This is a genomic window from Pseudomonas sp. CG7 (assembly GCF_023701885.1).
GTDB classification, from domain to species: domain Bacteria; phylum Pseudomonadota; class Gammaproteobacteria; order Pseudomonadales; family Pseudomonadaceae; genus Aquipseudomonas; species Aquipseudomonas zanjanensis.
The window spans coordinates 1-19,447 of the sequence record NZ_JABAEE010000058.1; the positions used below are offsets into that span (position 1 = coordinate 1).

15 protein-coding genes are annotated in these 19,447 nt (G+C 60.3%); 9 read left to right on the top strand and 6 right to left on the bottom strand.

The window, feature by feature from the left end; genetic code table 11:
* On the top strand, positions 1 to 2,406 hold a 2,406-nt coding region (locus tag HGO40_RS21390; RefSeq protein WP_502943347.1), incomplete at its 5' end, for an RHS repeat domain-containing protein.
* 108 nt (positions 2,407 to 2,514) lie between these two features.
* Here HGO40_RS21390 and HGO40_RS21395 read toward each other — a convergent pair.
* Complete coding sequence (locus HGO40_RS21395; protein ID WP_250964642.1) at positions 2,515 to 2,808, bottom strand: helix-turn-helix transcriptional regulator; 294 nt, start codon at positions 2,806 to 2,808, stop codon at positions 2,515 to 2,517.
* Positions 2,809 to 3,145: 337 nt separating this feature from the next.
* Here HGO40_RS21395 and HGO40_RS21400 point away from each other — a divergent pair, with 337 nt between their 5' ends.
* The 3 genes from HGO40_RS21400 (at position 3,146) to HGO40_RS21410 (ending at position 5,545) form a co-directional block, all read left to right on the top strand.
* On the top strand, positions 3,146 to 3,550 hold the full coding sequence (locus HGO40_RS21400; protein ID WP_250964643.1) for a MarR family winged helix-turn-helix transcriptional regulator: 405 nt from the start codon (positions 3,146 to 3,148) through the stop codon (positions 3,548 to 3,550).
* 52 nt (positions 3,551 to 3,602) lie between these two features.
* Entirely contained in the window at positions 3,603 to 4,811 is a 1,209-nt protein-coding gene (locus HGO40_RS21405) for an MFS transporter (RefSeq protein WP_250964644.1), read from the top strand.
* 182 nt (positions 4,812 to 4,993) lie between these two features.
* Positions 4,994 to 5,545 (top strand): glutathione peroxidase, encoded by a 552-nt coding sequence (locus HGO40_RS21410; protein ID WP_250964645.1) that lies wholly within the window; start codon positions 4,994 to 4,996, stop codon positions 5,543 to 5,545.
* 89 nt (positions 5,546 to 5,634) lie between these two features.
* On the opposite strand, the gene HGO40_RS21415 is transcribed toward HGO40_RS21410, so the two are convergent.
* The 3 genes from HGO40_RS21415 to HGO40_RS21425 form a co-directional block, all read right to left on the bottom strand.
* Positions 5,635 to 6,918 carry an OmpP1/FadL family transporter gene (locus HGO40_RS21415; RefSeq protein WP_250964646.1) on the bottom strand — a complete coding sequence of 428 codons (1,284 nt, stop codon included), beginning with the start codon at positions 6,916 to 6,918 and terminating at the stop codon, positions 5,635 to 5,637.
* A gap of 144 nt (positions 6,919 to 7,062) precedes the next feature.
* Positions 7,063 to 7,545 carry a hypothetical protein gene (locus tag HGO40_RS21420; RefSeq protein ID WP_250964647.1) on the bottom strand — a complete coding sequence of 161 codons (483 nt, stop codon included), beginning with the start codon at positions 7,543 to 7,545 and terminating at the stop codon, positions 7,063 to 7,065.
* Between the two features lie 275 nt (positions 7,546 to 7,820).
* The gene (locus HGO40_RS21425) at positions 7,821 to 8,045 is read right to left on the bottom strand and encodes a hypothetical protein (RefSeq protein WP_008051046.1); all 225 of its coding nucleotides are present in this window, start codon (positions 8,043 to 8,045) and stop codon (positions 7,821 to 7,823) included.
* Between the two features lie 1,085 nt (positions 8,046 to 9,130).
* Between HGO40_RS21425 and HGO40_RS21430 the strand changes: the two genes are divergently transcribed.
* Together HGO40_RS21430 and HGO40_RS21435 are read left to right on the top strand one after the other, a co-directional pair.
* Positions 9,131 to 9,454: an SEL1-like repeat protein gene (locus tag HGO40_RS21430; RefSeq protein ID WP_186728746.1), complete on the top strand. Its 324-nt coding sequence runs from the start codon at positions 9,131 to 9,133 to the stop codon at positions 9,452 to 9,454.
* Between the two features lie 188 nt (positions 9,455 to 9,642).
* Positions 9,643 to 11,031, top strand: coding sequence for a DNA recombination protein RmuC (locus HGO40_RS21435; RefSeq protein ID WP_250964669.1), 1,389 nt, complete (start codon positions 9,643 to 9,645; stop codon positions 11,029 to 11,031).
* 175 nt (positions 11,032 to 11,206) lie between these two features.
* On the opposite strand, the gene HGO40_RS21440 is transcribed toward HGO40_RS21435, so the two are convergent.
* The gene (locus HGO40_RS21440; protein ID WP_250964648.1) at positions 11,207 to 14,677 is read right to left on the bottom strand and encodes a hybrid sensor histidine kinase/response regulator; all 3,471 of its coding nucleotides are present in this window, start codon (positions 14,675 to 14,677) and stop codon (positions 11,207 to 11,209) included.
* Positions 14,678 to 15,420: 743 nt separating this feature from the next.
* Between HGO40_RS21440 and HGO40_RS21450 the strand changes: the two genes are divergently transcribed.
* The 3 genes from HGO40_RS21450 (at position 15,421) to HGO40_RS21460 (ending at position 18,904) form a co-directional block, all read left to right on the top strand.
* A complete protein-coding gene (locus HGO40_RS21450) occupies positions 15,421 to 15,732 on the top strand; it encodes a cupin domain-containing protein (RefSeq protein ID WP_250964649.1) in 312 nt (103 codons plus the stop codon).
* A 103-nt stretch (positions 15,733 to 15,835) separates the two neighbouring features.
* Complete coding sequence (locus HGO40_RS21455) at positions 15,836 to 16,948, top strand: TDT family transporter (protein ID WP_250964650.1); 1,113 nt, start codon at positions 15,836 to 15,838, stop codon at positions 16,946 to 16,948.
* Positions 16,949 to 17,029: 81 nt separating this feature from the next.
* Positions 17,030 to 18,904, top strand: a complete 1,875-nt coding sequence (locus tag HGO40_RS21460) for an MFS transporter (protein WP_250964651.1) — start codon at positions 17,030 to 17,032, stop codon at positions 18,902 to 18,904.
* Between the two features lie 114 nt (positions 18,905 to 19,018).
* On the opposite strand, the gene sugE is transcribed toward HGO40_RS21460, so the two are convergent.
* Positions 19,019 to 19,333, bottom strand: coding sequence for a quaternary ammonium compound efflux SMR transporter SugE (gene sugE, locus HGO40_RS21465; RefSeq protein ID WP_250964652.1), 315 nt, complete (start codon positions 19,331 to 19,333; stop codon positions 19,019 to 19,021).
* Between the last annotated feature and the right edge of the window lie 114 nt (positions 19,334 to 19,447).

The window sequence follows — 19,447 nt, forward strand, 5'->3', positions numbered from 1 at the left end:
CTGCTGCAAGAGCGCCAGCCCAACGGTATAACCACGGACTACGAATACTACCCGGTCGACGGCTACGTCGATGACGATGGAGACGTGCATTGCCCCGCCGACCCGCACGGTTTCGTGCGCAATCTGCGTTGCCAAACGGTGCACCCGGCCGAAGGGCACGAGGGTCAGGCGCCGGTCTTGCGCACTCGGTATCGCTATATGGAACTGTCGCCGCTGGACAATAGCCTGCCTGAGGGCAGTTTGCTCATGGCCAGTGAAGTGCTGCTTGAGGTTCGGGGGGATGGGGAAACAGAACAGCACAGGAGTCTCTTCGAGTACATCGACCACCCCACCGATGCCTTTCGGCACGGCAGGCCCCTGCAACACGTTGAATTGAAGAATGGCAACGCCACGACCACGGATTTTTGCTATGAAAAGATAGACGGGGAGGCGGGTGCCGAGACCGTGTTGCAGACCCTGGAAACCCTGACGGGCTTCGACCATGGCGAGCCGGATCGAAATGGCAAAGCCCGAAATGTGCAAAAAATAATCACCCGGCAGCATTCAGTGCTTCATGGCCAGGTGCTGCTCAGCCAGGACGACAATGATGTCGTGATCCGCACCACCTACGATGCGCTCCAGCGAGTGACCAGTGAAACCGTGGCGCCGGAAACCGAGTTCGAAGCCACGCGCCACTACACCTATGTCTTGACGTCCCTGGATGGGCAACAAGCGATGCAACAGCTTATCGACGTCAAGGGGGTGCGGACGCGCAGTTTCTTCGATGGACTAAACCGGGTGGTCCTGGAAGATCGCCAAGACGTGGACGACGACCCGGTAGGCAAGCCATGGCGGCCTGTATATTCGGCTCGATACGATGTGTTTGAGAACCTGGTCGAAGAAACCGAATTTGATTGGTTGGAAACACAATTACTGCCATTGGCCAGCGTCTACGAATTTGATGATTGGGGCCAGCAGTCCTGCGTGACCGGTCCGGACGGTGTCAAAACGTTCGAAATCACCGACCCGATCGGTGACAGGGTTGTGCCGATCGTACGTGCCTGGCGTCAGAGCTCCAGTGATGAGCTCTTGCACACGGGCGTGGAGACAACGTGGTTAGGTAAGTTCGAAAAACCGGAACGCATCGAGCGTCATGATCTGGCGGGACAACTGATCAGTGTGCACCGTTATGTTTACGACGGTCTCGGGCGTACGGTACGAGAGACTGACGCGCGCGATGCGATCACCGAGTATCGCTACGATGCCTATGACCGCATGACAGTGACCGTGCTGCCCGATAACGCACAGATCGTACGTGCATATGCTGAACACAGCAGCGAGGATCTGCCAACGAAGATCAGTGTCGATGGCGTGGTATTGGGTGAGCAGCGTTTCGATGGGCTCGACCGTATGACGCTGTCCAATACCGGTGGCCGTGTACGTCACATGATTTATGAGCCTGGCCAGGCCCAACCCGCTTCGGTACTCACTGCCTCGGGGCAGGAAGTAGTTTACGAATATGTGCCGTCATTAGGTGAGGAGCCCACACGGCGGCGTTTGCCGGGCGGTGACTCCAGCTACAGCTATGACAAGCTTACCGCTCGTTTACTCGATTGCCAGGAAGGCGATCAGCAACTGGTTCGGGAGTACTACAGCACCGGAGAGCTGAGAAGCGAGACGCGCCGCGAAAACGACCGTCAATACCAGATGGGATATGTCTACAGTTTTCGCGGGCGGCTGTTGCGCTATACCGATGTCCTGGGTCAGACCCAAAGCTATGACTATGACAACGCTGGACGCCTGAGATCGACCCGACTTGGCACTACCGTGTCGCAATTTACTTACGATGATCTGGGGCAGACCTGCGTCATTGAAACCCATGATGGGGTACAGATGTTGTGGTTGCGTATTGGCCTGACATATGACGCGCTTGGCCGCGAGATCTTGCGCACGTTCGACCGGGCGGGCTGGCAGCAGCAATTGATGCAGGCGTACAACGCCGTGGATGCCCTGGAACATAAATGTCTGAGCGAGGGTGGCGAGATTTTGCGTGACGAGCGTTATGAATACGATCTACGGGGGCGTTTGACGAACTACTTCTGCACAGGGCCCCTGTCTCCAATCGACCCTTATGGTAAGGCGATCAGAGCGCAGACATTCAGATTCGACGCACTGGATAACCTGACGCGTGTGCTGACCGACTTCCCAGAGGGGCGCAACGACGCTCACTATTTTTTCGAGGGCGAGGATCCGACACAGCTGAGCAGGGTGACCAACACGCATGCTGACTATCCTCGGCAAATCCAACTTGAATACGATGCCGATGGCAACATGACGCAGGATGAGTTGGCGCGCACGCTGGATTACGACGCGCTGGGGAGACTGATGACGGTTAGTGAGGGCGCCAGCGTTCGGGCCGGTGCCTAAGGTTGAGCGACCCTCTGCTCGTTCGGCACACCGCTGGATTGGGCATGACCGCCATGCTGGGTCAACGATGGCGGTCTCTTGAAGCTTGAGGGATTGCGAGGAGGAGGGTTACTTAATGAGTGGCTTATTGATCAAACCCAGTTCCAGCGCCTTGAACGCCGCCGTCCAGCGCGAATTCACACCAAACTTTCGCCGGATATTGCCAAAGTGATAGTTCACGCCGGCTTCGCTGCAGTTGATGATTTGGCTGATCTCCCAGGAAGACTTTCCGGCGGCGCTCCACTGTAGAACCTCTGTTTCCTTGCGGGTGAGTTTGACCGCTGTCGGTTGTTGCGAATCTTCGGACTGGAAATTGCCTTGGGCAGGTGCGGGATGGGTGCTGATTGGGTCGGTGCGATACATGATGAACACTCCCATTTAACGAAAATGGCATGGGGCGGCGAAGTCTCCCTACTTCTTGGCGTGGCTCGCACGACCCTGATTCAGACCTTGGGGGCTGTAGGAACGGTTTCGTTATAGCTCGATTCAAACCACTTGAAACCTGTCAGACATGACAGGTGGTGGATGCGAAATGATGAATGGTTGAAAGGCTGTCATACCGAAACTATTGATATCTTTGGTATTTTTTAAAATTTGGTTGATTCACTGTGGTAAGGGGATTCGCTAGATCCCTCAGCCCAGGTTTAATATTTCTCCATTTAAATTTGCATTCAATCAATCCCGGGTATATACACGCACCATGCTTCCTTCCCAATGTCTGTGCATCAACCTGCGTCGCGCCGCCCGTGGCGTCAGCAGGTACTACGACGGCGCTCTCGATGGCTTCGGGATCAACGTTGCCCAGTATTCCTTGCTCAATAACCTGGCGCGCCTGGACCAGCCGAGCATCTCATCCCTGGCCGAGGCCATGGGGTTGGACCGCAGCACCCTCGGACGCAACCTGAGGGTGCTGGAAGGCGAGGGGCTGGTGAAGCTGGCTGAGGGCGACGATTTGCGTAATCGCATCGTTGTGCTCACCGAGGCGGGGCAGGCCCGGTTGACGGCGGCATTGCCGGCCTGGGAAGCGGCGCAACAGAAACTGATCGATAAGCTGGGTGCCGAAAAACGTGCGACCTTGCTGGCCTTGCTGGATGAACTGGCGTGAAGCCGGTTCGTCCGATGATAAGTGGGTATATACCCGCGACCGGAGAATAAGAATGACATCGATGTGGCGTACCTGTGGTTGGGTCCTGGTGGGCAGCGCGCTGATCCTGGCGTTGTCACTGGGGGTGCGGCATGGCTTCGGGCTGTTCCTGGCGCCCATGAGTGCCGAGTTCGGCTGGGGCCGTGAGGTGTTCGCCTTCGCCATTGCCTTGCAGAACCTGATCTGGGGCCTGGCGCAGCCTTTCACCGGCGCCTTGGCCGACCGCTTCGGCGCGGCGAAAGTGGTGCTCATCGGCGGGGTTCTTTATGCCGTCGGCTTGGCGTTCATGGGCATGGCCGACTCGCCATGGTCCTTGTCGCTGAGTGCGGGGCTGTTGATTGGCATCGGCCTGTCGGGCACGTCTTTCTCGGTGATCCTGGGCGTGGTCGGACGGGCCGTGCCGCCGGAAAAACGCAGCATGGGCATGGGCATCGCCAGTGCTGCCGGTTCCTTCGGCCAGTTCGCCATGCTGCCGGGTACGTTGGGGTTGATCGGCTGGCTCGGTTGGTCGGCGGCGCTGCTGGCGCTGGGGTTGCTGGTGGCGTTGATCGTGCCACTGGTGAGCATGCTCAAGGATTCGCCGTTGCCGGTGGCCGGCCATGAACAAACCCTGGCCGAAGCCTTGCGCGAAGCGTGCAGCCATTCCGGGTTCTGGCTGCTGGCGGTGGGCTTCTTTGTCTGCGGTTTCCAGGTGGTGTTCATCGGCGTGCATCTGCCGGCGTACCTGGTGGACCAACACCTGCCCGCCAGCGTCGGTACCACCGTGTTGGCCCTGGTCGGGTTGTTCAATATTTTCGGCACCTATACCGCCGGCTGGCTGGGCGGGCGCATGTCCAAGCCGCGCCTGCTGACCGGGTTGTACCTGATGCGGGCGGTGGTGATCGGTTTGTTCCTGTGGCTGCCGGTAACGACCACCACGGCGTACCTGTTCGGCATGGCGATGGGCTTTCTGTGGCTGTCGACGGTGCCGTTGACCAATGGCACGGTGGCGACGTTGTTTGGTGTACGAAATCTCTCGATGTTGGGTGGGATCGTGTTCCTGTTCCACCAGTTGGGCTCGTTCCTCGGTGGGTGGCTGGGCGGGGTGGAGTATGACCGCACCGGCAGCTACGACTTGATCTGGCAGGTGTCGATCCTGCTCAGCCTGTTGGCGGCGGCGTTGAACTGGCCGGTGCGTGAGCGGCCAGTGGCGCGCTTGCAAGTCCAGGTCGGTGCGGCATGAGTCGCGTCGGCCCGTGGTTGATCGCTGTCGGTGCCGGCCTGCTGCTGGCGTTTGCCTGGTGGGGTTGGCATCAGGGCGGCTTGGCGTTGATGCAACTGGGCATGGGCACGTGCTGAACAATGGACGGCATCGGACGCGGCGAGTAACGTCGTGGTCTGACACGTTTTTAAGGACATACCGACATGTTGATGCGCTGGTTTGCTGTTCCCGCCCTGTTGCTGGCTGTGACCGGGCAAGTCTGGGCCGCCGACTGCCCGCCGTTGCTGGAGGGTGCGTTGCCCAAGCTGCGGGCCAAGGAAACCGTCGACTTATGCCAGCGCTTCGCCGGCAAGCCCCTGGTGGTGGTCAACACTGCCAGCTTCTGTGGGTTCGCCCCGCAATTCAAAGGCCTTGAGGCGCTCAACCAGCGCTACAAGGACCAAGGCTTGCAAGTGCTGGGCGTGCCGTCCAATGATTTCAAGCAGGAAGCCAAGGACGGGGCAGAAACCGCCAAGGTCTGCTACGTCAATTACGGCGTGACCTTTACCATGACCGAACCACAACCGGTGCGTGGTGCGGATGCGATACCGCTGTTCAAGCACCTGGCTGATCAATCCGCCGCGCCGAAGTGGAATTTCTACAAGTACGTGGTGGACCGCCAGGGTAAAGTCGTTGGCAGTTTTTCCAGTCGGATCAAGCCTGACGATCCGGATTTCATCAAGGCTGTGGAGACGGCCATCGCCTCAAAACCCTGATTGCCCGTCACGAAAAAGCCCCGCTTCCTTGCAGAGAGCGGGGCTTTTTTTGCTTCAGGTGGCGAGAGGTTCAGTTTCGCCGTGAAACATTAGAAGCGGTAGGTTGCACCCACACCGAAACCGTTGGCGCTGTTTTCGTATTTGGCGTTGTAGGACTGGCCGAGGGCGTTGTCGCCGCTGACGTTGACTTTTTCTTCCTTGAGGTAGGAATAAGCGACGTCGATGGTCAGGTCATCGGTCGGGCTCCAACCGGCGCCCAGGCTGAAGATGGTCCGGTCGCCGGTCGGGATGCGTGGCGAGCGGTCGGTGTTGTTGGTCGGCGCCTGGTCGAAGGTCAGGCCGGTACGCAGTACCCACTGCTTGTTCAACTGGTAGGAGGTCCCGATGGCGTAGGCCCAGGTGTCGTGCCAGTTCTGTTCTTCAGTAATGGAGCTGAAGAACCCCGGCGCGAAAGCGCCACCCGTCGCTGGCGTCACACCGTCATTGTTCACGGTGATTTCTTTCAGGCGGCTCCAACGCGTCCAGGTGCTGCCCGCGTAGACGGTCCAGGCATCGTTGATTTGCTGCGTGACCGAAAAGTCCACCGATTCAGGCGTCGTGATGTCCAGCGAAGCATCGTAGCGCGCGCCGTTCAGCAGGCTGGGAGGCGTGCCCGCCCCAGGGCTGATTTCGGTGTGGCCTTCGAGCTTGTACTTGACCTTGGAGTGGTAGGTCAGGCCAACACGGGTGGTATCGGTCGCCTGGACCAGCAAGCCGATGTTGTAGCCATAGCCGATGTCGTCACCCTTGATCTTCACACTACCGTCATTCGGCGACAGCGGCGAGGTCAAATCCGATTCCAGGGAGCCGGAAATACGGTTGATGGTCGGGCCGAAACCGATCGAGACCTTGTCGTTGAAGGCATAGCTGACGGTTGGCTGGAAAGTGACGACCTTCACTTCGCTCTTGCTGCCGAAGTTACGGCCTTGGAAGCCATTTTCATAATCGGTGATCAAGCCGAACGGTGCATAGACACCCAAGCCGAAAGCCCACTGATCATCGATAGGCTTGACGTAGTAACCCATCGGAACGCCAGTGAGCGGAACCATGTCGCCCTTGTTGGTACCGGACTGGGTGCCGCTGGCATCGTCGATGTCGGTCGAGGCATCAATGGCGGCGAAACCACCAGTGACTTGCTGGCGCTTGAGGCGCGACATGCCGGCAGGGTTGCCGAACACGGTGCTGGCGTCATCGGCAGAAGAAGAACGTCCTGCGAAACCAGTGCCCATGCCACTGATGCTTTGTTCGTTCAAGGCAAAGCCACTGGCGAAAAGTTGCGTGGATGCCAAGGTAACGGCAAGGCCAAGTGTGGTTTTGAGCATCATTTTTTTCATTGTTAGAACTCCTGGTGATCACCGGGGCGAAAATTACCAACATTTTCGTTCAAGCGCTATAGCCTGGATGGCTTGATTTAGAGCGGTTTTGTAGGACAATCCGACCAGATTCGCGACCGTTGTGGGAAGTTTCCAAATTTCCCGTCAGCAAGCGACCTGATTCAGCGGTGAAATACAGCTTCGCCAAGCGCAGGTGAAATCTCGCAGGCGCCCTTGGGGATGAAAGGTCTGGCGCCAGATGCGAGCCATGCCCAGCAGGTCATCGGCGTCGGGAAGCGCGGTGTTCTGTTCCTCCACCAACAGCCAGGCGATGGCGGTGGCGTAGCGCAGGTTGACGGTCAATTCCAGGTGCGGGCCGCTGAGAAAGGCGTGCTGGCTGGCCAGGCCGCGCACCAGGCTGGCCCGTTCCGGATCCCGCGCCAGGTAATGGTCCCAAAGGGCTTGGTGTCGGGGCTCTGTGATGCGATACAGGCCATGTCCGCGGCGATCATGCAGGGCTGAACCCAGGGCAGATTGGCTGGCGGCAATACCCAGCAACAAGGATTCCGCGGTTGCGCTGTGACACTCCAGGTAGAGGAGTGTCGGGCGGATCACATATCGACACAGTTCGCTGGCAGCGATACCCATAAAACCCTCGTGATGTGAGGTGGGCGGAGCCTGAGGAGTGTGGGCTTGGCAGCAGTGGATCGGTCCAGGCTCCGCCAGAAGCGGATCATGCCGCTTGACTTGAAGTGTAGTGTCATATTCCCGCTGTAAAGGACTGTTTTTAAAACATCTTCGGCGAACGGTTATAACTGTTATATCCCTTGGTGCTTACGCCGTTTCGCTTTATCGAGAAATTTCGGGCAATAAAAAGCCCCGCTTCATGGGCGGGGCCTTGGGGGTTTCAGCCTTTCTGCGTCTCAGGCAACCAGTGCCTGACGGGTACGCTCGATCACGGCCTGCAGCGGTTCGGCGCTGGAGTACTGGTCGGGGTACAGGCGTTCGCTGTGACGGGCGATGCCGTGTTCGTTGACCAGCGTGAAGCTGAAGCAGCCTTTGCGAGCGGCCATGATCAGGCAGTTCATTGGAGCAAAAGCGTTGGTTAGGGTGCGGATGGCATCCTGTGTCTGGATTTGAGTAGACATGTTATGGGTGTTCCTACAAATGACACGGTTAAGAACCGTGCAACGTTAAAACGTTCCAGTAACGTCGACCACCATTGGTCGAACGAAGAACCCGACTGGAACAAAGCAGCCAGTTTGAGCGCTATATAAAGTGCGCGCTTGGGCTGGCAGGTAGGTACTTAGGAGGGCAGGCAACACATCGAGGGCAAAGGTTCTGGGCCCGGGGTGAAGATCCTGATCAATTTTGCAGGTTGGTTCGGTCAGAGTAATGAGCCTGGCAACACCCTTCGCATTCGATCGAAGGCTGTGTTGGCGCAAGGTTTACCTGGAAACCATCGAGGGGGTCGGTCTCCTTTTTTCGGTGAGCGTCCTTTGGAGGATGGCTGACCGCGGAGATGTGTTCGACCCGGAATTGACTTTCAGCTTGGTACTAACGCCGCGGATACTAACGGATCGATCCCATGAAGGGAAGAGGGGTGGTTGAAAAATATTCAAATTAGCCCTGGCAGCAAGTCGGGTATGGCCTGTGGCGAGGGAGCTTGCTCCCGCTGGGCTGCGCAGCGGCCCCAAAAGAAAGGGCCGCTGCGCGCTGGAGCGCCCGCCCGGCCCAGCGGGAGCAAGCTCCCTCGCCACGGTGTGGTTTTTCGAAGGACGAAGGAGTAGCACAGGATCCCAACGGCAGTTGCTGCGGTTACGTTACCCACGCGTAACCCATGGCCTCAGGTTATCCCCAGCTTCATACCGCCAGATGCGCCAAAAAATCGCAGCGTTATAACCCGTTCAGCTGTTACTTGTGCACACTCGCCGCACCACTTGTCACCTTACTGTCATGTCGAAACAATCCGGGGTGGGTGCCTGTATCCAAAATTTAAGTCAATGAAAAACATCGCTTTTTTTTACTGGTGAAAAAATCGTCAGTTTGAGCCCAGGCCCCGTTCCACAGGGCTTTGCGCGAGTTCAGGGTGGGTTGTCCACTGACTTATCCACAGCTTCTGTGGATTGTCCCAAGCGCTTGCTCTAGCACGGGCGTGCCGGTTTTTTTTCGGCTTTACCCGTACGAAAAAAGGAGTAAAGTGGCGCGCCTTCCGATCTGTCCCACAGTGTTTATGAAGTTTCGCTCAGTATCAAATCCTGTTACTTCCGCACCCTCTGGTGTTACCCCACCCAAGCGTATGTCGATGCGGGTGGCTGAGTGGCTGCTCGACAGCCCGCGGCTCGGGGACAGCCCCAGCGTCAAGCACCTCGCCGGTCGTTTGCTCAAGCAACCGGCCCGTGAAGGCGTGGTGGCTGCGCAAAGTCGTCTCGGGCAGTTGATGTGCCGTGAATGCGGCAACGCTCGGGATCGACGCATCGGCCACGACCTGCTGCGCCAGGCCGCCCGGGCCGGCGATGATCGTGCCCGCCGGGCCCTCGGTGAAATCGAAGACTGAAATCGCAGACTGCGCTGGGCAACCCCCAGCCGCTTGGTTAACCTTCGGGCTTTATTTGATCGGCAGGAATTGTCATGGCTATGGATTTGACCAGCCTGTTGTTTGGCCTGGCAGGCGCCGCGGTGCCGTTGCTGGCACTGGCCTGGCACCTGCAACGCCAAGCCGCCACTGCCCAGACCGAATTGGCTCTGCTGGAAGAGCGCCTGGCCACGGCCCACATGGCCCACGATGGCCTCAACGCCCAGCTCGATGCCTGCCGCGACGAGATCAGCGACCTGAGCCAGGCCAACGCCGCCAAGCAAGCCGAGCTTGCCGCGGCCTGTCGCGAAGTCGATTTGCTGCAGATCGAGCGCGACAATGCGCGGGATGCGGCCCACGCCTGGAACCTTGAACGCGCCAACAAGGAAGCCGAGCTGCGTCGGCTCGATGCCCAGGCGGCGTCGTTGCAGGCCGAACTGCGCGAGCAACAGGAAAGTCATCAGCAACGCCTGGATGACCTGCAAGGTTCGCGAGATGAGCTGCGGGCACAGTTCGCCGAGCTTGCTGGAAAGATCTTCGATGAACGTGAGCAACGCTTCGCCGAAACCAGCCAGCAACGCCTGGGCCAGTTGCTCGATCCGCTGAAAGAGCGCATCCAGTCCTTCGAAAAACGCGTTGAAGAAAGTTATCAGGCCGAGGCCCGGGAGCGTGTCTCCCTGGGCAAGGAACTGGAACGCCTGCAACAACTCAACCTGCGCCTGAGCGACGAGGCCACCAACCTCACCCGCGCGCTCAAGGGCCAGAAAACCCAGGGCAACTGGGGCGAACTGATCCTGGAGCGGGTGCTTGAACATGCCGGCCTGGAGAAGGGCCGCGAATATCAGACCCAAGTCAGCCTCAAGGGTCCGGACGGTGAGCGTTTCCAGCCGGACGTGTTGATTTACCTGCCGGGCGACAAGCAAGTGGTGGTCGATTCCAAGGTCAGCCTCACGGCCTACCAGCAGTACGTGGCGGCCGAAGATGCCGCCATCGGCCAACTCGCCCTCAAGCAACATGTGCTGTCGTTGCGAACTCACGTCAAAGGCTTGGCCGGCAAGGACTACAAGCGCCTGGACGGTTTGCACAGCCTGGATTTCGTGTTGCTGTTCGTGCCGATCGAAGCGGCGTTTTCCGCCGCCCTGCAAGCCGAGCCGAACCTGTTCCAGGAAGCCTTCGACCGCAACATCGTGATCGTCAGCCCGACCACGCTGCTGGCGACACTACGGGTGATCGACAGCTTGTGGAAGCAGGAACGCCAGAGCCAGAACGCCCGGGAAATCGCCGAGCGGGCCGGGTGGCTGTATGACAAATTCGTTTTGTTTATCCAGGATCTGGACGAGATCGGCAGTCGCTTGCAGCAGTTGGACAAAGCCTACAGCGCAGCGCGCAACAAACTGACGGAAGGGCGCGGCAACCTGGTCAGCCGCAGCGAACAACTCAAGCTGCTTGGCGCCCGGGCCAGCAAGAGCTTGCCCAGCGAACTGCTCGAACGGGCGATGACCGATGCGGATGGGCTGCCGGAGTTGCCGGAAGAAGCCAGCGAGAAAACCCAGGGCTGAAGCGAACCCAAAGCTGAAGCCGCCCTCGGGCTGAATCAGATCTCAAGGCAAAAACAGCACCCTGTGGCGAGGGAGCTTGCTCCCGCTGGGCTGCGCAGCGGCCCTCTTTCTTGTGAGTGCTGCGCACTCAAGCGGGAGCAAGCTCCCTCGCCATAGGAGCTATCATTTGCCGAAGTTACAACGGCAAATGCCGACTCAACAACGCCCGCAACGCCGCCGGCTTCACCGGCTTGGCCAGGTAATCCAGGCCTGCCGCATGCACCAGTGCCACCGTCTCGGGCCGACCATCGGCGCTGATCACCACGCCCGGCACCGGTTCTTCCATGCGCCTGCGCAACCAGGCCATCAGTTCGGTGCCGGTCTCGCCGTCGTCCAGATGAAAGTCCACCAGCGCCAGTTGCGGTCGGCCGCCCTGGGCCAGCCAACGCTCGCATTCCTCGCGGTTGCGCGCCGTCCACACCTGGCAACCCCAGCGCGTCAGCAGGCTATTCATGCCGATCAGGATGCTGTCTTCGTTATCGACGCACAGCACCTGCGCGCCGCTTGGCAAATGACCGTTGGGCTCGGTCACGGCGCTAGGTGCGACAGTTTGCGTCTGGGCCAAGGGAACGCTGACACTAAACACGCTGCCACGCCCCGGCCAGGAGCGCACCTGCAGGCTATGGTCCAGCACGCGACAGAGCCCGTCGGCGATGGCCAGGCCCAGCCCCAGGCCTTTTTCGGCGCGGGTCTGGTGGCTGTCCAGGCGCTTGAACTCTTCGAATATGACCTGCAGCTTGTCCTCGGCGATGCCCGGCCCGCGATCCCAGACCTCCAGGCACAACTCGCCGTTGCGCCGGCGCACGCCCAGCAACACCGGCCCCTTGGCGTAGCGGAACGCGTTGGTCAAGAAGTTCTGCAAAATACGTCGCAGCAGCTTGATATCGCTGTCCACGCGCAGGGATGAGCCGCGAACCCGGAACTTCAAGCCTTGCTCCTGGGCCAGCGCCGTGAACTCTGCACCGAGGGTGTCGAACAGGTCGTTGAGGGCGAAGGGCTTGCGGTCGGGGTTGATCTTGCCGTTTACCAGGCGGGAGATATCCAGCAGGTCGGTGATCAGGTCTTCCGCCGAGCGCTGCGAACTGTCCAAGTGGTGCACCAGTTGCCGGGCCTCGCTCGGCAACGCGTTGTGCTGATGGGACAACGCTGCGGAGAACAGGCGCGCGGCGTTGAGCGGTTGCATCAGGTCGTGGCTGACCGCGGCCAGGAACCGGGGCTTGGACTGGTAAGCCGCTTCGGCGGTGCCCTTGGCGTCGGTCAGGGCCAGGTTCAGTTGGGACAATTCCCGCGTGCGTTCGGCCACCCGTTGCTCCAGCCCCTCGTTGGCTTCCGTCAACGCCTGCGCGGCCTCGCGGAAGGCGGTGATGTCGGTGAAGCTCATGACGAAACCACCACCGGGCATGGGGTTGCCGATCAGCTCGATGACCCGGCCGTTGGGGAACAGTCGCTCGGAGGTATGGGCGCGGCCCTGGCGCATCCAGTGCAGGCGCCTGGCGACGTGGACTTCCGCCTCGCCCGGCCCACAGAGGCCACGTTCGGCGTTGTAGCGGATGATGTCGGCAATGGGCCGGCCGACACTGATCAAGCCATCCGGGTAGTTGAACAGTTCCAGGTAGCGACGATTCCACGCCACCAGCCTAAGGGATTGGTCGACCACGCTGATGCCCTGGCTGATGTTTTCGATGGCGCCTTGCAGCAGTGCGCGGTTGAACTGCAGCACTTCCGACGCTTCGTCCGCGATCCGGACCACGTCTTCAAGCTGCATTTCCCGACCTTCGATAGCGGCTTTTACCACGGCGCGTGTCGAAGAGGCGCCGAGTACACCGGCCAGCAGGCGTTCGGTGTGGGCGATCCATTCGCTGTCGGCGTTCTGGTTCGGGTTGAAGCCTTTGCCTTGGCGGTAGGCAAAGCGGATGAAACTCTGCCGCGCGCGTTCTTCACCGACGAAACGCGCGGCCAGTTGCAACAGGTCTTCGATGTGCACCGCCAGCATCGAGCGGGGGTTGGGACGGGCGCTGATTTCCTGGCCGATGAAGCGCCCGGCCTGCCAGTGCTCCGAGACGCGTGTACGCGACAGCACGGACACCCAGGCAAACAGCGTGAAGTTGCCGGCCAGGGACAGGACCACTCCTTGGGTCAGCGGGGTAATCGGCAGGTTCAGCGGATTGCCGTGCAACCAGGCCAGGCCCGGGAAGGTGCTGAGCGACCAGCCGAGGCTGTGGGCGGCGATCGGCAGGACCAAGGTGTAGAACCACAGGAAGATCCCCGTGGCGAGGCCGGCGAATACGCCGCGGCGGTTGGCCTGTTTCCAGTACAGCGCACCGAGCATGGCTGGGGCCAGTTGGGTCACGGCGGCGAAGGCGATCTGGCCGATGGTCGCTAGGCTCGCCGTCGAACCCAGCAGACGGTAACTGACGTAGGCCAGCAACAGGATCACCACGATGCTCACTCGGCGCACCGAGAGCATCCACTGGCGGAACACCTCGAAAGGGCGTTCGGCGGCGTTGCGGCGCAGCAGCCACGGCAACAACATGTCGTTGGAAACCATGGTCGACCGCGCCACGCTGGCGACGATCACCATGCCGGTGGCCGCCGAGGCGCCGCCGATGAACGCCAGCACGGCCAGGGCCGGGTGGGCCTGGGCCAGCGGCAGGCTGTTGACGAACGAGTCCGGCAGCACCGAGCTGGGCAGCATCATTTGCCCGGCGAGAGCGATGGGCACCACGAACAGCGCGGCCAGGGCCAGGTAGGCGGGAAACACCCATTTGGCCAGGCGCAGGTCCTGGGGCTCGATGTTTTCCACCACGGTCACGTGGAACTGCCGTGGCAAGCAGATGATCGCCATCATCGCCACCCCGGTCTGCACCACCATGGACGGCCAGTTGATGGTTTCTTTCCAGTATTGCTCCAGGCGTGGGGCGAGCATCGCCTGATTGAAAAGGTCGTCGAAGCCGTCATACAGGCCGTACGTGACGAACGCACCGACGGCCAGGAAGGCGAACAGCTTGACCAGGGATTCGAAGGCGATCGCCAGCACCATGCCGCGGTGGTGTTCGGTGGCGTCCAGGTTGCGGGTACCGAACACGATGGTGAACAGCGCCAGGATCAGCGAGACGATCAGCGCGGTGTCCTGGGCGCGCGTGCCCATGGCATCGGCGCCGGCGCCGATCAACAGGTTCACCCCGAGCACGATGCCCTTGAGCTGCAAGGCGATGTACGGCAGCACGCCGACCAGGCAGATCAACGCGACCACCACCGCCAGGGATTGGGATTTGCCGTAGCGGGCGGCAATGAAGTCGGCGATGGAGGTGATGTTCTCCTGCTTGCTGATCATCACCATTTTCTGCAGCACCCACGGCGCGAACACCAGCAGCAGGATCGGCCCGAGGTAGATCGGCAGGAATGACCAGAGCTGTTCGGCGGCCTGGCCCACGGCGCCAAAGAACGTCCAACTGGTGCAATAGACCGCCAGCGACAGGCTGTAGACCCAGGCCCGCACCCGTGGCGGCAGCGGCGTGCTGCGCCGGTCGCCGTAGAAGGCGATGGCGAACATGATGGCCATATAGGCCAGGGCGACAACGGCGATCAGCCCGCTGGACAACGACATGGAAACTCCCCGACAAAGACACCGGGGCTTGAGCCCGGCAGGACAGTCTCGCATGCCCGCTCGGGTTCGTCAGTGTCGACCAAGGTCGAGGCGTGGTGGGGGTGTCGCAGGTGGGGGAGTACTCGGGTTATTGGGTGTTCTTTCGGGCCTCTTCGCGAGCAGGCTCGCTCCCACATTGGGTCTGTGGTGGATACAAATCTTATGTCCACTGGAGAACCCATGTGGGAGCGAGCCTGCTCGCGAAAGCGCTGGGTCAGCTTGCATCGATGTTGAATGTGCCACCGCCTTCGCGAGCAAGCTCGCCCACAGGGTTTTGTGGTGAACGCAGATATTGCTGACACCGCAAGCCCACTGTGGGAGCGGGCTTGCTCGCGAAGGCGGTGTACCTGTCACTGGGATGCTGGATGTACCGCCGCCATCGCGAGCAAGCTCGGCTCCCACAGGGTTTTGTGGTGAACGCAGATATGGCTGACACCACAAGTCCACTGTGGGAGCTTGCTCGCGATGGCGACCTTACTGACCCAACGCAATATCCACCAGCCGATACAACTCCCCAACCTCCAGCGGCGCGTTAGCAAAGAGAATGCGGATCACCGTCGGCGCCAGCACCCCATTGATCAGCCGCTCGACTGCGTCAGTCGGTGAAACCAGTCAGCGATGGCGTTCGGCCTTGAAACCCGGCATGCAGGAGCCGCCGGCAGTGGGTTAGTCTTGGCACCTCAACCTTCTTACGGCCGGATCCCTTGAAAATCATTCGCAGCAAGTCCTTCACCGGTGACCGTGCCTGGGCGGCGCTCGATATCGCCAACATGAACGGCATCACCACGCGCCTGCACTGGACCGATCAGCCGTACAAATGGCACGTCAACGACGGCCAGGAAGTTTTCGTGGTGCTCGATGGGCAAGTGCGGATGTGCTATCGGGAAGAGGGTGTCGAAAAGGCGACCCTGCTGGACGTTGGGGACATTTTCTACGCCTCGGTGGGCACCGAACATGTCGCCAAGCCTTTGGGCGAAGCGAGAATCCTGGTGATCGAAACCGAGGGCAGCGTCTGACGCTTATCTGTAAAACAGATTACATATAGAGAAATTACCCGTTATATGGATATTCGATCCAGCCCTAGCATGGCTCCACCTCATCCGGGGACAGGAGTTCGCCATGACATGCTATGCCGCCAAAAACCGCTTGCGCCCGTTGAGCCATTTGCCCAGGCCGCTGGAAGCCATTCGCCAATTCACACCTAACTGGTTCGCCGTGACCATGGGCACCGGTGTGCTGGCGCTGGCCTTGGCGCAATGGCCGGCGCAGATGCCGGGCCTGCGCGCCTTGGGCGAAGGGTTGTGGTTGTTCAACACGCTGTTGTTCGTGGTGTTCGCCCTCATGTACACGGCCCGTTGGGTGCTGTTCTTCGACGAAGCGCGACGGATTGTCGGCCATTCGACGGTCTCGATGTTTTTCGGCACCATTCCCATGGGGCTGGCGCCCATCATCAACGGCTTTCTGGTCCTTGGGCTGCCGCGCTGGGGGGAGGGCGTGGCCATGTCGCTGGCCTGTGGCGTGCTGATCCCCTTCTTGATGTTCACCCGCCAGGAACACCGGATCGACCAGATGACCGCCGTGTGGTTGTTGCCGGTGGTGGCCGCCGAAGTCGCGGCGGCCAGCGGCGGGCTGTTGGCGCCGCATCTGGCCGACGTCCATGGGCAACTGGTCATGCTGGTGACCAGTTACGTGCTCTGGGCCTTTTCCCTGCCCGTGGCGTTCAGCATCCTGACGATTCTGCTGTTGCGCATGGCCCTGCACAAACTGCCTCACGAGAACATGGCCGCCTCGAGCTGGCTGGCCCTCGGCCCGATTGGCACCGGTGCCTTGGGCATGTTGCTGCTGGGCAACGATGCCCCGCTGATTTTTGCCGCCAATGGCCTGCCCGGCGTGGGCGACATCGCCGCCGGCTTGGGCCTGGTGGCTGGCATCACGCTGTGGGGCCTGGGGTTGTGGTGGATGTTGATGGCGCTGCTGATCACCGCGCGCTATTTGCGCGAAGGCATTCCCTTCAACCTAGGCGGGTGGGGCTTTACCTTTCCCCTGGGCGTGTACGCGCTAACGACACTGAAGCTTTCCGAGCTGCTGGGCCTGGGTTTCTTCGGCGTGTTCGGTGCTGTGCTGGTGGCCATGCTGGTGGTGATGTGGCTGATCGTTGGGCGGCGCACGGTGCTGGGTGCCTGGCACGGTGAGCTGTTTGTGTCGCCCTGCATTGCAGGGCTGGCGAAATAATCGCTAAAGACAGGTAATGTGTGGCCTGGATCGAAAAACGTTCATTCCAATAAGCGTCCACGCCACTCAGGAACATGGAAGATGAGTCACCCTTCGCAGTTCACCTTGCTTCGCACGCGGCGTTTTCTGCCGTTCTTCATCACGCAGTCCTTGGGCGCGTTCAACGACAACATTTTCAAGCAGTCGCTGATCCTCGCCATCCTCTACAAATTGACCATCGAAGGCGACCGCTCGATCTGGGTCAACCTCTGCGCGCTGCTGTTCATCCTGCCATTCTTTCTGTTCTCGGCATTGGCGGGGCAGTTCGGGGAAAAATTCGCCAAGGACGCGTTGATTCGCCTGATCAAGCTTGGCGAAATCGCCATCATGGCGGTGGGCGCGGTGGGTTTCCTGTTCGATCACTTGTGGCTGATGCTGCTGGCGCTGTTCGCCATGGGCACGCATTCGGCGTTGTTCGGTCCGGTGAAGTATTCGATCTTGCCGCAGGCCTTGCGTGAAGATGAGTTGGTCGGCGGCAATGGCTTGGTGGAGATGGGCACGTTCCTGGCGATCCTGGCAGGCACCATTGGCGCCGGGATCATGATGTCCTCGGCGCATTACGCCCCGGTGGTGGCTAGCGCGATCATCGGCATCGCCGTGCTCGGTTACCTGGCCAGTCGCAGCATTCCGCGCGCGGCGGCGGCCTCGCCGCAAATGCGTCTGAACTGGAACATCTTCAGCCAATCCTGGGCCACCCTGAAATTGGGGTTGGGGCAAACCCCAGCGGTGTCCCGGTCGATTGTCGGCAACTCGTGGGTCTGGTTCGTCGGGGCGATTTACCTGACGCAGCTTCCCGCCTATGCCAAGGAGTGGATGCACGGCGACGAGACCGTGGTGACCTTGATCCTCACAGTGTTCTCGGTGGGGATCGCGTTGGGTTCGATGCTGTGTGAAAAGCTTTCCGGGCGCAAAGTCGAGATCGGCCTGGTGCCGTTCGGTTCGTTCGGTTTGACCGTGTTTGGCCTGCTGTTGTGGTGGCTTTCCGGTGGGATTCCCGCCAGCGTCGAGGGCCACGGTTGGCTGGAAGTGCTCGGGTTTGGCCATGCCTGGCTGGTGTTGATCGACATCCTCGGATTGGGCGTCTTTGGCGGTTTCTACATCGTGCCGCTGTATGCGCTGATCCAGTCGCGCACCGTGGAGAACGAGCGGGCGCGGGTGATTGCTGCCAACAATATCCTCAATGCGTTGTTCATGGTGGTCTCGGCGATTGTCTCCATCGTGTTGCTGAGCCTGGCCAAGCTGTCGATCCCGCAGCTGTTCCTGGTGGTGTCGTTGCTCAATATCGGCGTCAACGCCTACATCTTCAAGATTGTCCCCGAGTTCAGCATGCGTTTCATGATCTGGCTGCTGAGCCATTCCATGTACCGCGTGGAGCATCGCAACCTGGAGGCGATACCGGATGAAGGCGCAGCGCTGCTGGTCTGCAATCACGTGTCCTTCGTCGATGCCTTGCTGATTGGCGGCGCGGTGCGTCGGCCGATTCGCTTCGTGATGTACTACAAGATCTACAACCTGCCGGTGCTGAACTTCATCTTCCGCACCGCCGGCACGATCCCGATTGCCGGGCGCCAGGAAGATATCCATATCTATGAAAAAGCCTTCAAGCGAATTGCCCAATACTTGAAGGACGGCGAGCTGGTGTGCATTTTCCCTGAAGGAAAACTGACAGCAGACGGTGAGATCAATGAGTTCAAGAGTGGACTGACGCGCATCCTCCAGGAAACCCCGGTGCCAGTGATTCCCCTGGCGCTGCAGGGGTTGTGGGGCAGTTTCTTCAGTCGCGACCCGGCCAAGGGGCTGTTTCGCCGGTTCTGGTCGCGGGTGACGTTGGTGGCGGGTTCGGCGGTGGAAGTCGAGGCGGCAACGCCTTCGAGTTTGCAGGCGTTGGTGGGGGATTTGCGTGGGACTGTCAGGTAACTGCTGACTTTGAGGGCTCCTTCGCGAGCAAGCTCGCTCCCACATTGGACCGAATCGCCTAGGCTGCATGCGGTCAAAGTGTGGGAGCGAGCTTGCTCGCGATAGCGGCAGTGGCTAGGCGCTGACCTTGAGGCCGATCAATCCGGCGACAATCAACGCCACGCTGGCGAGGCGAACCAGCGCCATCGACTCACCAAACAAAATGATCCCGGCGATCACCGTGCCCACGGCACCGACCCCGGTCCAGATCGCATAGGCCGTCCCCAGCGGCAGTTCCTTCATCGCCAGGCCGAGCAGGCCGAGGCTGATCGCCATGGCGGCGATGGTCAATGCGGTGGGAAGAGGGCGGCTGAAACCGACGGTATATTTCAGGCCGACAGCCCAGCCGACTTCGAACAGGCCGGCAAAAAACAGAATGATCCAGGACATCACGCACCTCATCGATGGGTGGGGTCGTCCCCGGATAGTGAACTCTTTGGAGTTGCGGGGTCGTCCCCGCATTGGGCGCAAGAGTGCCCAATGCTGACTGTTTGGTCAAGTCGC